Origin of the sequence: Streptomyces sp. CB02400, assembly GCF_001905725.1 — a bacterium.
In the GTDB taxonomy this organism is placed as follows: domain Bacteria; phylum Actinomycetota; class Actinomycetes; order Streptomycetales; family Streptomycetaceae; genus Streptomyces; species Streptomyces atrovirens.
The window spans coordinates 252,220-265,574 of the sequence record NZ_LIWB01000003.1 but is presented as its reverse complement, the minus strand read 5'-3'; the positions used below and the strand labels follow the sequence as shown (position 1 = coordinate 265,574).

Below are 13,355 nucleotides of genomic sequence, written 5' to 3'. Positions count from 1 at the left end.
AAAGGTCCCAGGGCGCGGGGTAGGGGGACGTAGGAACATGGGGGCAGGTAAAGCGACACAGCAGCCAGCAGGTTCATACCCACTATGCGCTAACGATCATAACTATCCGTACGTGCGCATCGGTCGGCGCACGGCCGCACAAGGGGGCGCATGGCCAATATGGTCAAGGCATGACGACCGAGGCTGACTCCTTCCCCCGACGGCACGCCCGTACCCTGCGCTTCACGCTCGGCGCGCCGCGTTCGTTCAGCGTGGCTCCCGACGGCTCACGTGTCGTGTTCCTGCGCTCCGGTTCCGGTACGGACCGGGCCAATTCGCTCTGGGTCCTCGATACGGAAGGGGGCGGGGAGCGCGTGGCGGCCGACCCGCGCGCCCTCCTGGGCGGGGCCTCGGAGAACCTCTCCGCCGAGGAGCGCGCACGGCGCGAGCGGAGCCGCGAAGGCGGCGCCGGCATCGTCGGCTACGCCACCGACGCGGCCGTCGAGTTGGCGTCTTTCGCCTTGTCAGGGCGGCTTTTCACGGCCGAACTGCGGGCCGGGACGGCACGTGAACTGCGCGTGCCGGGGCCGGTGATCGACCCGCGCCCGTCACCCGACGGGCGGTACGTCGCCTACGCCTCCCGGGGCGCGCTGCGCGTCGTGGGGGCCGAGGGGGCGGACGAACGGGCCCTCGCCACCCCGGAGTCGGAGGGTGTCACCTACGGTCTGGCCGAGTTCGTCGCGGCCGAGGAGATGGGCCGCTCGCGGGGCTTCTGGTGGGCTCCGGAGTCGGACCGGCTGCTGGTGGCGCGCGTGGACGACACGCCGGTACGGCGCTGGTGGATCTCCGACCCGGCGCATCCGGAGCGGGAGCCGCAGCGGGTGGCGTACCCGGCGGCGGGCACCCCGAACGCGGACGTCCGGCTGTTCGTGATCGGCCTCGACGGAACGCGCACCGAGGTCTCCTGGGACCGGGCGCGCTACCCGTATCTGGCACATGTGCACTGGTCAGCGGCGGGTGCCCCGCTGCTGCTCGTCCAGGCGCGCGACCAGCGCGCCGCGCTGATCCTGGCCGTGGACCCGGGCTCGGGGGCGACCCGGATGGTGCACGCCGACGAAGATCCAATTTGGCTTGAACTGTTCCCCGGAGTGCCGTGCTGGAGCCCCTCCGGGCAGCTCGTCCGGATCGCGGACGAGGGGGGTGCGCGACGGCTCGCCGTCGGTGAACGACCGCTCACCGGAGCGCAGTTGCACATCCGTGCCGTACTGGACGTCTCCGACGACGACGTGCTGGTCTCGGCGTCGGCGGGCGAGGAGGCGGCCGACCCCGAGATCGGCGAGGTGCACGTCTACCGGGTGAACGAACTCGGCGTGGAGCGCGTCTCGCGGGAGCCCGGTGTGCACTCGGCGGTACGCGCCGGGGGCGTGACCGTGCTCGTCTCGGCGGTCCCGGACCGGCCAGGTTCGCGGGTCCAGGTGCTGCGTGACGGGAAACCGACGGCGACTGTCCCGTCGTACGCCGAAGACCCCGGTATGTCCCCCCGCGTGACCCTGACCCAGGGGGGCGCACGCCGAATTCCGTGCGCCGTGCTTATGCCCCGGGACTACGCCGGTGACACCGCCCTGCCGGTGCTCATGGACCCCTATGGCGGTCCGCACGGGCAGCGGGTGCTCGCCGCCCACAATCCGCATCTGACCTCGCAGTGGTTCGCCGACCAGGGGTTCGCGGTGATCGTCGCCGACGGGCGCGGGACGCCGGGCCGCTCGCCCGCCTGGGAGAAGTCCGTCCGGGACGACATCGCCGCCCTCGTCGTCCAGGACCAGGTGGACGCCCTCCAGGCGCTCGCCGCCGACTTCCCGCTCGACCTGGACCGGGTCGCCATCCGGGGCTGGTCCTTCGGCGGCTACCTGGCGGCCCTCGCCGCCCTGCGCCGGCCCGACGTCTTCCACGCGGCCGTGGTGGGCGCCCCGGTCACCGATCTGCGCCTGTACGACACCCACTACCAGGAGCGCTACATCGGCCACCCGGACGAACAGCCGGAGGTCTACCGCCGCAACTCGGTGATCGACGACGCGGGCCTGGTCGACGCCGCCGGACCGCACCGCTCGATGATGATCATCCACGGCCTCGCGGACGACAACGTGGTGGTCGCCCACTCCCTGCGGCTCTCCTCCGCGCTGCTGGCGGCCGGCCGGCCGCACGAGGTGCTGCCCCTGTCCGGCGTCACCCACATGACCCCGCAGGAGGAGGTCGCCGAGAACCTGCTCCGGCTCCAGCTCGGCTTCCTCAAGCGCTCGCTGGGTCTCGCAAACGGGGACGAACCGCGTTAACACACACGCAACTTCACGGAAGCGGTACCGATATACGGACACGGCACGCTGATCAGCGTACGGCCGTGCGGGTGCCGTAAGCGGGCCGGGGTGCGCCATGTCATCCCGGCCCGTTGCCGTGCCCCTCCACGGGGACCGAGACCCCCGGCGCGGAGCGCCTGATCGATACGGCCTCCGCGAAGTGGCAGGCCGAGTCGTGCGCCACCGGCCCCCCTGCCGGGCGGAACCACTCGGGCACCGCGAGCGCCGGCACCTCCAGCGCGCAGCGTTCCCGCGCCTTCCAGCAGCGGGTGCGGAAGCGGCAGCCGGAGGGGATGTCCGTCGGCGACGGGACGTCACCGCTGAGGATGATCCGCTCGCGGTGTTCCCTCGCCTCCGGATCCGGCACGGGCACGGCGGAGAGCAGGGCCTGGGTGTACGGGTGCGTGGGGTGTTCGTAGATCTCGGTGTCCGTGCCGGTCTCCACGATCCGGCCCAGGTACATCACCCCGACCCGGTCGGAGATGTGCCGGACGATCGACAGGTCGTGCGCGATGAACACGTACGCCAGACCGAACTCGCTCTGCAGCCGGTCCATCAGGTTGACGACCTGGGCCTGCACCGACACGTCCAGCGCGGAGACCGGTTCGTCGGCGACGATCACCTCGGGGCGCAGCGCCAGGCCCCGTGCGATGCCGATGCGCTGGCGCTGGCCGCCGGAGAACTGGTGCGGATAGCGGTTGACGTACTCCGGGTCGAGGCCGACGACGTCCAGCAGGTCCTGGACCCTCCTCCGCCGGTCGCCCTTCGGTGCCGCCTCGGGATGGATGTCGTACGGCTCCCCGACGATGTCGCCCACCGTCATGCGGGGGTTGAGGGAGGTGTACGGATCCTGGAACACCATCTGGATGTTGCGGCGTACGGCCTTCAGCGCCCGGCCCGACAGCCTGGTGATGTCCTCGCCCTTGTAGCGGATCGAACCGGCCGTCGGACGTTCGAGGTTGACCAGCATCTTCGCGACCGTGGACTTGCCGCAGCCGGACTCGCCGACGATGCCCAGCGTCTCGCCCCGGCCGAGCGCGAAGTCCACGCCGTCGACCGCCCGCACGGCGCCGACCTGCTTGCGGAAGACGACGCCCCGCGTCAGCGGGTAGTGCTTGACCAGGTCGCTGACCTCCAGGACCGGCTCAGCCATTCAGGCACTCCCTCCAGAAGTGGCAGGCGCTCCCCCGTGTCGGCGAGACCTCGTACAGCGGTGGCTCGTCGGTGCGGCAGACGTCGCGGGCCAGCGGGCAGCGGGGGTGGAAGGCGCAGCCCGGCGGGACGTGCGTGAGGTTGGGCGGCAGGCCCTTGATGGCGTAGAGCTCCCGGCCCTTGAGGTCCAGGCGGGGGACGGAGTCCAGCAGGCCGCGCGTGTACGGGTGCGCCGGGGCCTTGTAGATGTCGTGCACGGGGGCCGATTCGACGATCCGGCCCGCGTACATCACGGCGATGCGGTCGGCGACGTCGGCGACCACGCCCAGGTCGTGGGTGATGAGGATCAGGCCCATGTCGTACTCGCGCTGAAGCTCCGAGAGCAGCTCCATGACCTGGGCCTGGACGGTGACGTCGAGGGCGGTGGTGGGTTCGTCGGCGATGATCAGGGCGGGTTCCAGGGCCAGCGCCATCGCGATCATGATGCGCTGGCGCATGCCGCCGGAGAACTGGTGCGGGTACTGCCCGACCCGCTCCCGGGCGGCGGGGATGCGCACCCGGTCCATCAGCTCGACCGCCTTCGCCCGTGCGTCCCTGCGGGACATGCCCCGGTGCACGGTGAACATCTCGGCGAGCTGGTCGCCGACGGAGAGCACGGGGTTCAGGGAGGACAGCGCGTCCTGGAAGATCATCGCCATCTCGGCACCCCGGACCCTGCGGCGTTCCTCCTCCTTCAGTTTCAGCAGGTCCCGGCCCTGGAACAGCACCTCGCCGCCGGTGATCCGGCCGGGCGGCGTGTCGAGGATGCCCATGACGGCCTGCGCGGTCACGGACTTGCCGGAGCCGGACTCGCCGAGCACGGCCAGGGTCTCGCCCGCGTCCACGCCGTAGCCGACTCCGTCGACGGCCTTGGCGACCCCGTCGCGGGTGTGGAACTCCACGTGCAGGTCGCGCACTTCGAGCAGCACGGTCGCTCACCTCAGCTTCGGGTCGAGGGCGTCGCGCACCGCGTCGCCGAGCATGATGAACGCCAGGACGGTGATCGCGAGGGCCCCGGAGGGCCACAGCAGCGCGTGCGGGGCGTTGCGGACGTACGGGGAGGCGGCGGAGATGTCGATGCCCCAGGAGACGCTGGGCGGCTTCAGGCCGACGCCGAGGTAGGACAGGGTGGCCTCCAGGGCGATGTACGTGCCGAGCGCGATGGTCGCGACGACGATGACCGGGGCGACGGCGTTGGGCGCGATGTGCCGCAGCATCAGGCGGGAGGGGGAGGCGCCGAGGGCCCGCGCGGCCTGGACGTAGTCGTTCTGTTTGACGGTGATGACGGAGCCGCGGGCGATGCGGAAGATCTGCGGCCAGCCCAGCAGCACGATGAACCCGATGACGGGCCAGACGGTGTTGCTGGTGATGACCGACAGCAGCACCAGTCCGCCGAGGACGACGGGGATGGCGAAGAAGACGTCGGTGACGCGGGAGAGGACCGAGTCCCAGACGCCCCCGAAGAAGCCCGCCAGGGCGCCCAGGACGCTGCCCAGGACCGCGACGCCCAGGGTGGCCAGGACGCCGACCGTGACGGACGTACGGGCGCCGTGGACGGTGCGGGTGTAGACGTCGCAGCCCTGGCCGTCGAAGCCGAAGGGGTGGCCCGGCCGGGAACCCTCCTGGGCCCTGGCCAGGTCGCACTTGAGGGGGCTGCCGGAGGCGATCGCCGAGGGCCACAGGGAGATGAGGACCAGGAAGAGGATGACCAGACCCGAGATGATGAAGACGGGGTTGCGGCGCAGGTCGCGCCAGGCGTCGGACCACAGGGAGCGGGGCCTGTCCCGCGGTCCGGGGCCGCCCCGGCCCTTCGGCCGCTTCTCCAGGGTCTCGGCCTCCTCGACGCCCACGTCCACGGTGCCGCCGATGGCGGCGCCCGCGACGGCGGGCTCGGGTTCGTAGTGCTGCTCAGGCATAGCGGATCCTCGGGTCCAGTACGGCGTAGAGGAGGTCGACGACGAGGTTGGCGACCAGGAAGACCAGCACGAGCACGGTGACGAAGCCGACGACGGTCTGGGTGCTCTGCCGCAGGATGCCCTGGTAGAGCTGGTAGCCGACGCCGTGGATGTTGAAGATCCGCTCGGTGACGATCGCGCCGCCCATGAGGAAGCCGATGTCCGCGCCGATGAAGGTGACCACGGGGATGAGGGAGTTGCGCAGCAGGTGCCTCACGACCACCCGGCGGCGGGGCAGGCCCTTGGCGACGGCGGTGCGGACGTAGTCGGAACGCCGGTTCTCGGCGATGGAGGTGCGGGTCAGCCGGGTGACGTAGGCGAGGGAGACGGAGGCCAGGACCAGGCCGGGCAGGAGCAGTTCGGCGAAGGGCGCCTCGGTGGAGACCGAGGGCCGGATCCAGTCCCACTTCACGCCGAGCAGCAGTTGGAGCAGCAGACCGGTGACGAAGGTGGGCACGGAGATGACGACGAGGGTGAACAGCAGGACGCCGGTGTCGACGGGGCGGCCCCGGCGCAGTCCGGTGACCACGCCGAGGGTGACGCCGACGACGACCTCGAAGACGATCGCGATCAGGGTGAGGCGGATGGTGACGGGGAACGCCGTCGACATCAGCTCGGTGACCTCCTGGCCGTTGAAGGCGGTGCCGAAGTCGCCGGTGAAGACGTTCCCCATGTAGGTCAGGTACTGCTGCCAGACCGGCCGGTCGAGGCCGAACTCCTGCCGCAGCCGTCCCGCCGTCGCCGGGTCGCACCGGCGTTCGCCACAGAGGCCCGCGACGGGGTCGCCCATCACGTTGACCATCAGGAAGATCAGCAGCGTGGCCCCGACGAAGACCGGGATCATCTGGAGCAGCCGCTGGACGACGTAGCGTCCCATGGCGGTTCAGCTCACCTTGATCTGGTCGTAGACGGGGACGCTGAAGGGGTTGAGCTTGACGTCGGAGAGCCGTTCGGACCAGCCGGCGCTGCCGTTCTGGTACCAGAGCGGGATGGCGGCCATGTTGTCGCGGACCACCTTCTCGGCCTGCTGGAACAGGCCGACGGCCTTGGCGGGGTCGGTCTCCCGGTTGGCCTGGTCGACGAGGTCGTCGAACCGCTCGTCGGACCACTTGCCGTCGTTGGAGGAGGCGCCCGTGTAGTAGAGCGGCTGGAGGAAGTTCTGGATGAGCGGGTAGTCCATCTGCCAGCCGGCGCGGAACGGGCCGCTCATCTTGCGGCCGGTGATCCGGTTGCGGTAGTCGGCGAAGGTGCCGACCGGTGCGGCGACGCAGGCGCGCTCGTCGTCCAGCGCGTTGTTGATGGAGTTGCAGACGGCGTCGACCCAGGCGCGGTGGGAGCCGGTGTCCGCGTTGTAGGTGATGGTCACCTTGCCGCCGGGCAGCCCGCCGCCCTCCCGGATGAGCTTCTTGGCCTCGTCCGGGTCGTACTCGCAGAACTCCCCGCACAGGCCGGCCTGGTAGCCGCCGTCCTCGCCGAGGACCGGGGAGGTCCAGTCGGTGGCGGGGGTGCGGGTCCTGTGGAAGAGCGTGTCGGTGATCTGCTCGCGGTCGATGGCCATGGACAGGCCCTTGCGGACCTTCTCCGCGCCGGGCCTGTTCCAGGCGTCGTCGTAGTAGGGGAAGGCGAGGGTCTGGAGGATGCCGGCGGGGGTGTTGAGGTAGCGGTCGCCGAGGTCGCTCTTCACGTTCTTGAGCTGGGCGGCGGGGACGTCGTCGACCAGGTCGAGGTTGCCGGCCATCAGGTCGGTGTAGGCGGTGTTGCTGTCGGTGTAGACCTTGAGGTCGACGCCGCCGTTGCGGGCCTTGTCGGGGCCGGGGTAGTCGGACCGGGTGCGCAGGGACATCTGCGAGCCGCGCGTGTACGAGTCGACCAGGTACGGGCCGTTGCCGATGGGCTTCTTCACCCAGGCGTCGTGGTCGTCGAAGAAGGCGCGGGGCAGCGGGGCGAAGGCGTTGTAGCCGAGGGTGTCGGGGAAGGTCGAGAACTTCTGGGTGAGCGCGACGGTGAAGGTGCGGTCGCCCGTGACCTTCAGGCCGGACAGGGTGTCGGCGGTCTGTTTGCCGCCGTCCTCCGGGTGGACCTCGTCGTAGCCCTCGATGTAGCCGAAGAAGTACGCGTTGCGCTGGTTGTTCCTCAGGCTCGCGCCGTAGTTCCAGGCGTCGACGAAGGACCGGGCGGTGACCTTCTCGCCGTTGCTGAAGGTCCAGCCGTCCTTGACCGTGATGGTGAAGTTCTGCGAGTCGGAGGTCTCGATCCTCTCGGCGAGCATGTCCTTCGCCTCGCCGGTGACCGGGTCGTACCGCTTCAGCCCCCGGAAGATCATGTCGAGGACCTTGCCGCCCTGGACCTCGTTGGTGTTGGCCGGCTCCAGCGGGTTCTGCGGGTCGCCCCAGGAGGCGCTCAGTACGGCACCGGCGTCGTCGGCGCTGCTCTCGCCTCCGCAGGCGGTCGCGGCGAGGGCGACCGCCACCGCGCAGACGGCCCATCGGGCGTGCGTGGCTCCGCGCATGGGGTGCCTCCTCGTACGTGCGCCGACCCTTTACGCCAATATCGGCACAAAAGGTTCATCACGCACACGTACGGCGCCTGAACGAGGGGGACTCCAGCCGTATGTACGTATGAGACGCCCGAAGAGGCGGCAAAAAGGCAGCAGTAGGGCAGCCGAAAGGGCACGGGTGCGGGAGTCCTGCGCTCCCGCACCCGTGCCCCGGGTCCCTTCGGGGAACCGACGTCAGGCCTTGGCCACGTCGTTCTTCTCCAGCGCCTTCAGCCCCGGGTCCATCACCACGTCCTCGGCGCGGGCCTCGGTCGTGGGCTCCTCCGGGAAGTGGCAGGCCGTCAGGTGCCCCGGCTTGCTGCCCTCGATCCGGAGCAGCGGCGGCTCCTCGGTCGCGCACTTGTCCTGCGCCTTCCAGCAGCGGGTGCGGAAGCGGCAGCCGGACGGCGGGGAGATCGGCGAGGGCACGTCTCCCTCGAGACGGATGCGCTCCCTCTTCTCCGCGTCGATGTCGGCGTCCGGGACGGCGGACAGCAGCGCGTGCGTGTACGGGTGACGGGGGCCGTTGTAGATCGAGTCGCGGTCCGCGATCTCCACGATCTTGCCGAGGTACATCACCGCGACACGCTGCGAGAAGTGCCGCACGATCGCCAGGTCGTGGGCGATGAAGACGAAGGCGATCCCCATCTCCCGCTGCACCTCCTGCAGCAGGTTCACCACCTGGGCCTGGATCGACACGTCGAGGGCCGAGACCGGCTCGTCGGCGATGATCAGCTTCGGCTCCAGCGCGATGGCACGCGCGACACCGATGCGCTGGCGCTGGCCGCCGGAGAACTCGTGCGGGAAGCGGTTGTAGTGCTCCGGGTTGAGACCGACGATCTCCAGGAGCTCCCGGACCCGCTTCTCACGGCCGCCCGGCGGGTTGATCCCGTTGATCTCCATCGGGCCCGAGATGATCGTGCCCACGGTCTGCCGCGGGTTCAGCGCCGTGTACGGGTCCTGGAAGATCATCTGGATCTCGGACCTGATCGGCGCCAGCTCCCGGCGGCCGGCCCGGCTGATGTCCTTGCCCTTGTACTCGATGCTGCCCGTGGTCGGCTCGTACAGCCGGGTCAGCAGCCGGCCGGTCGTCGACTTGCCGCAGCCGGACTCGCCGACGAGGCCGAGGCTCTCCCCCGGGAAGACCTCGAAGTCGAGGCCGTCGACGGCCTTGACCGCGCCGACGGTGCGCTTGATCGGGAAGCCGCCCTTGATCGGGAAGTGCTTCGTCAGACCGCTGACCTTCAGCAGCGGTGCGCTGTCACCGTCCCGCTGCTGCGGGACGGTGTCGGCGACCGCCGTGGTCGTCTTGCTGTTGTCGCTCATGGTGATGCCCCAGTCGCCGGTTTCCGCTCAGCCCAGCCGGGGCTGAATCTTCTCGATGAACACCTGCTGCCGCTGCTCCGCCGTCAGGTGACAGGCGGCGGCACGCCCCTGGGCGAGCAGCGGGCGCTCGCCCGAACAACGGTCCCCCGAGACCTTGTCGGTGAAGCCGCACCGCGGGTGGAACGGGCAGCCCGAGGGCGGGTTGAGCAGGGAGGGCGGCGATCCCGGGATCGGCGTCAGCGGCTCGTCGACGGAGCCGGAGAGCCTCGGCATCGAGCTCAGCAGGCCCCAGGTGTACGGGTGCTGAGGCGCCTTGAGCACCTCGCGCACCGAGCCGCGCTCCACGGCACGGCCGGCGTACATCACCAGGATGTCGTCGGCCATGTTGGCGACCACGCCGAGGTCGTGGGTGATCATGATGATCGCGGAGCCGAACTCCTGCTGCAGGTCCTTGAGCAGGTCGAGGATCTGCGCCTGCACCGTCACGTCGAGCGCCGTGGTCGGCTCGTCGGCGATGAGCAGGTCCGGGTCGCAGGAGAGCGCCATGGCGATCATGGCGCGCTGGCGCATACCGCCGGAGAACTGGTGCGGGTAGTCGTCGACCCGCTGCTGCGGGTGCGGGATGCCGACCTTCTCCAGCAGGTCGATGGCGCGCACCCGGGCGTCCCTCTTGGAGGCGCCGGTGTGCTTCATGAACGGCTCACCGATCTGCCGGCCGACCGTGTAGTACGGCGACAGCGCGGTCAGCGCGTCCTGGAAGATCATCGCCATCTTCTTGCCGCGCAGCGTCTCGAGCTGCTTCTCGCCGGCCGTGGTCAGCTCCTGGCCGTCCAGCGTGATCGTTCCGTCGACGGCGGTCTTCTTGCGGTTGTGCAGGCCGAGCACGGCCAGGTTGGTCACCGACTTGCCGGAGCCGGACTCGCCCACGATGCCGAGGGTCTTGCCGCGCTCCAGGTCGAAGGAGAGCCCGTCCACCGCCTTGACGATGCCGTCGTCGGTGGAGAAGTGGACCTTGAGGTCGCGCACCGAGAGGAAGGCTTCCCCCGCGGCGGCGGCCGGAGCCTCTTCGGGCTTGGTCTGAGTGGTCACGGTGGGTTCTCCTAGGACAGACGCACGCGCGGGTCGATGACGGCGTACAGAGCGTCCACGATCAGGTTGAAGAGGATGATGAGCGCGGCGCTGACCAGCATGACGCCCATCAGCATCGGCAGGTCCTTGTCGACGACGGAGTCCAGCGCGAGCCGGCCGAGACCGGCCAGACCGAACGTCAGCTCCGTCACCATGCCGCCCGACAGCAGCGCGGACAGGTCGATGCCGAGGATGGTGACGATGGGGATGAGGGAGCCGCGCCAGGCGTAGCGGAAGAAGACGAAGTTGCCCGACATGCCCTTGGCTCGGGCCGCCTTCACGTGCTCTTCCTGGAGCTGCTCGATCATCGAGGAACGGCTCATACGAGTGTAGTTGGCGGTGAAGATGGTCGCCATGACGACCCAGGGGATCAGCAGGCCCATGAACCAGCCGCCGAGGTCCTCGGAGAAGGGGACGTACTTCGGCTTGTCGAGCCATCCGGTGCTGTAGACCAGGGCGAGCAGCACCAGCGGGCCGAGGAAGTAGATCTGCATGGAGCTGATGACCAGCGAGCCGGAGCTGAAGGTCTTGTCCACCCAGGTGCCGCGGTACTTCGCGGCGAGCATGCCGGCGCCGAGGCCGACGACGAGGAAGACCAGCAGGCTGCCGACGGTCAGCGAGAGCGTCAGCGGGAAGCGGTCGACGATGGTGTCCCAGACGTTCTGGTTGTTGGCGAAGGAGACACCGAAGCAGGGGGCGTCGCAGTGGCCGACGGCGAAGTCACGGCCGGCGAAGATGCCGATCAGGAAGTTCCAGTACTGGACGGTGACCGGCTGGTCGAGGCCGAGGTTCTTGTGGATGATCTCCAGCGCGTCCGGAGTGCAGTTCTTGCCACAGGCCAGCAGCGCCGGGTCCTGCGGGATCGCGAAGAACATGAAGAAGGTGAACGCACTGATCAACACCAGGATCAGCGCCGCGCCGAATGTCCGGCGAATGAGGAATGGAAGCATGGCAGGAAGCTGCTCTCAGGACGGCGGCAATTCGGAGGGTGAGTCTGGAGACGTCCGGGGCCCGGTGGTGGGCGCTCCGCCGCGCGCCCACCACCGGGATCCCGGGCCGGCGGTTACTTCTTGAGGAAGACCCGGGTGACGTCCACGTAGCTCGAGTCGGAGCTGTAGCGGATGCCGCCGACGTTCGAACCGAAGATCTGGAAGACCTTGGTGTAGTAGATCGGGGCGGCCGGGTTGATCTCCTTGGCGATGTACTCGCTCAGCTCGGTCCACGCCTTGGTGGCCTCGGTGGTGTCGGTGATCTTCAGGATGCGCTGGATCTCCGAGTTGACGTGGTCGTCGTTGATGTGCGAGTAGTTCGACGAACCGTCCTGGATCTGCGTGCCGTCGTAGAGCGGCGGGACGACCGTGGAGGCGGACGGCCAGTCCTGGCCCCAGCCGGTCATGTACAGGTCGTAGCCGTTCTTGACCTTGCCGACCTGCTCGTACCAGGTGGCGCCGTCGATCTCCTTCTTCTGGATGTCGAGACCGATCTTCTCCAGGGCGTCGGTGATCAGGACGGCCTGCTGCTGGCGGACCGGCGTGTTGGCGTAGGCGTAGACGAGGCTCTTGCCCTCGAAGCCGCCTTCCTTGATCAGCTTCTTGGCGGCCTCGATGTCACCGTTGGGCTTCTTCGAACGGTTGAACGGGTCGAAGGACTCGTCGTAACCCGGAGTCGTCGGCGACATCAGGGAGTTGGCGACCTCACCGCCGTAGGCGCCGCCGTCGGCCTTGAAGACCGAGGTGGAGGGCATGGCGAGGGTGATGGCGTCACGGAGCTTCTTGTCCTTGACGCGGTCCATGTTGAAGTTCAGCTGCCACACGTAGGGCGCGTAGCCCTGGACCGTGCGCTTCATGGCCTCCTTGTTGCTCACCACCTTCTGGAGCTGGGTGGTGGCGACCTGGCCCGTGAACATCATCGCGTTCTTGGCCTCGCCCTGGTCGGCCAGGAGCGTCTTGGTCTGGTCCTCGTCGTCGTGGTTCATCGAGATGTTGAAACCGTCGACGTACTGGTGACGCACGGAGTCGGACTTCGCGTCCCACTCGGCGTTCTTGACCAGCTGCATGGACTTGCCGGGCTTGAAGTCGGCGATCTTGTACGGACCCGTGGCGACCGGGTCGGAGTCGTACTTCTCCTTGGTGTCCGTCTCCTCCGGGACGACGCTGTAACCGGGCATGGTCAGCATCTGCGGGAGGTCGGGCTGCGCGTCCTTGAAGTGGAAGACGACCGTCTTGTCGTCCGGCGTCTCCAGGACGTCGTTCGGCAGGTGCTTGCCCTTGAACGGACCCTCGTACGCGTCGCGGTAGGTGGTGCCGGCGCCGGACAGCCACTGCTGCAGGTAGGTCGGACCGTCGGTGATGAAGGTGGCGTACAGGCGCTCGATCGTGTGGCGGATGTCCGCCGAGTTGATCGGGTTGCCGTTCTCGTCCTTCAGGTTGTCCTTGAGGGTGTAGGTCCAGGTCTTGCCGCCGTCCGAGACCTTGCCCGCGTCGGTGGCGAGGTCGCCCACGACGGTCAGGTTGCCCTGGTCGTCCTCGGAGTACTGGGTCAGACCGCGGAAGATGAGGCGGCTGAGCAGCTTTCCGTCCGAGACGTAGATCTGCCCCGGGTCCAGGTGGGAGAAGTCGTCCTCCTGGTAGACGGCCATGGTGCCGCCCGGCTGGGCGCCCGGGACCTCGGGAGCCGGACCGGTCGACGCCTTCACGTCACCGATCTGCACCGGCTTCGACTGCGACTTGGCGTCCTCTTTCTTCTTGCTGTTGTCCTTGGCCGGACTGTCGCTGCCGCCGCCACCGCAGGCGGTGAGGGTCAGGGCGCCGGCGGCGACCGCGACGATCGCGGCCGTGGCGGCACGGTTACGGAAGATGCTCATGGGGACGGATCCACCTGCCTGTAGTA

10 protein-coding genes are annotated in these 13,355 nt (G+C 69.0%); 1 reads left to right on the top strand and 9 read right to left on the bottom strand.

What is annotated here, in order from left to right:
- The first annotated feature begins 170 nt into the window (after positions 1 to 170).
- Positions 171 to 2,309: a S9 family peptidase gene (locus AMK33_RS09275; protein ID WP_073932301.1), complete on the top strand. Its 2,139-nt coding sequence runs from the start codon at positions 171 to 173 to the stop codon at positions 2,307 to 2,309.
- A gap of 100 nt (positions 2,310 to 2,409) precedes the next feature.
- On the opposite strand, the gene AMK33_RS09270 is transcribed toward AMK33_RS09275, so the two are convergent.
- The 9 genes from AMK33_RS09270 to AMK33_RS09230 all read right to left on the bottom strand — a co-directional run bounded on the left by AMK33_RS09270 (position 2,410) and on the right by AMK33_RS09230 (position 13,329).
- The gene (locus AMK33_RS09270; RefSeq protein WP_073932300.1) at positions 2,410 to 3,483 is read right to left on the bottom strand and encodes an ABC transporter ATP-binding protein; all 1,074 of its coding nucleotides are present in this window, start codon (positions 3,481 to 3,483) and stop codon (positions 2,410 to 2,412) included.
- Positions 3,476 to 4,450: an ABC transporter ATP-binding protein gene (locus tag AMK33_RS09265; RefSeq protein ID WP_073932299.1), complete on the bottom strand. Its 975-nt coding sequence runs from the start codon at positions 4,448 to 4,450 to the stop codon at positions 3,476 to 3,478. The genes AMK33_RS09270 and AMK33_RS09265 overlap by 8 nt, the downstream gene beginning before the upstream one ends.
- Positions 4,451 to 4,456: 6 nt before the next feature.
- Positions 4,457 to 5,437 (bottom strand): ABC transporter permease, encoded by a 981-nt coding sequence (locus AMK33_RS09260; protein ID WP_201262993.1) that lies wholly within the window; start codon positions 5,435 to 5,437, stop codon positions 4,457 to 4,459.
- The gene (locus AMK33_RS09255) at positions 5,430 to 6,353 is read right to left on the bottom strand and encodes an ABC transporter permease (RefSeq protein ID WP_073932298.1); all 924 of its coding nucleotides are present in this window, start codon (positions 6,351 to 6,353) and stop codon (positions 5,430 to 5,432) included. Before AMK33_RS09255 ends, AMK33_RS09260 begins: the two co-directional genes overlap by 8 nt.
- Positions 6,354 to 6,359: 6 nt before the next feature.
- Positions 6,360 to 7,985: a peptide ABC transporter substrate-binding protein gene (locus tag AMK33_RS09250; RefSeq protein ID WP_073932297.1), complete on the bottom strand. Its 1,626-nt coding sequence runs from the start codon at positions 7,983 to 7,985 to the stop codon at positions 6,360 to 6,362.
- Positions 7,986 to 8,207: 222 nt separating this feature from the next.
- Entirely contained in the window at positions 8,208 to 9,338 is a 1,131-nt protein-coding gene (locus AMK33_RS09245) for an ABC transporter ATP-binding protein (protein WP_073932296.1), read from the bottom strand.
- Positions 9,339 to 9,365: 27 nt separating this feature from the next.
- Positions 9,366 to 10,427 carry an ABC transporter ATP-binding protein gene (locus AMK33_RS09240; protein WP_073932295.1) on the bottom strand — a complete coding sequence of 354 codons (1,062 nt, stop codon included), beginning with the start codon at positions 10,425 to 10,427 and terminating at the stop codon, positions 9,366 to 9,368.
- A gap of 11 nt (positions 10,428 to 10,438) precedes the next feature.
- Positions 10,439 to 11,416, bottom strand: a complete 978-nt coding sequence (locus tag AMK33_RS09235) for an ABC transporter permease (RefSeq protein ID WP_073932294.1) — start codon at positions 11,414 to 11,416, stop codon at positions 10,439 to 10,441.
- A 113-nt stretch (positions 11,417 to 11,529) separates the two neighbouring features.
- Positions 11,530 to 13,329, bottom strand: coding sequence for an ABC transporter substrate-binding protein (locus tag AMK33_RS09230; protein WP_073932293.1), 1,800 nt, complete (start codon positions 13,327 to 13,329; stop codon positions 11,530 to 11,532).
- Between the last annotated feature and the right edge of the window lie 26 nt (positions 13,330 to 13,355).

Bases quoted from the DNA above. Each gene is read 5' to 3' on its own strand.
- AMK33_RS09250 (WP_073932297.1), bottom strand. From the start codon at position 7,985: ATGCGCGGAGCCACGCACGCCCGATGGGCCGTCTGCGCGGTGGCGGTC.
- AMK33_RS09235 (WP_073932294.1), bottom strand. From the start codon at position 11,416: ATGCTTCCATTCCTCATTCGCCGGACATTCGGCGCGGCGCTGATCCTG.
- AMK33_RS09260 (WP_201262993.1), bottom strand. From the start codon at position 5,437: ATGCCTGAGCAGCACTACGAACCCGAGCCCGCCGTCGCGGGCGCCGCC.
- AMK33_RS09245 (WP_073932296.1), bottom strand. From the start codon at position 9,338: ATGAGCGACAACAGCAAGACGACCACGGCGGTCGCCGACACCGTCCCG.
- AMK33_RS09230 (WP_073932293.1), bottom strand. From the start codon at position 13,329: ATGAGCATCTTCCGTAACCGTGCCGCCACGGCCGCGATCGTCGCGGTC.
- AMK33_RS09275 (WP_073932301.1), top strand. From the start codon at position 171: ATGACGACCGAGGCTGACTCCTTCCCCCGACGGCACGCCCGTACCCTG.
- AMK33_RS09270 (WP_073932300.1), bottom strand. From the start codon at position 3,483: ATGGCTGAGCCGGTCCTGGAGGTCAGCGACCTGGTCAAGCACTACCCG.
- AMK33_RS09255 (WP_073932298.1), bottom strand. From the start codon at position 6,353: ATGGGACGCTACGTCGTCCAGCGGCTGCTCCAGATGATCCCGGTCTTC.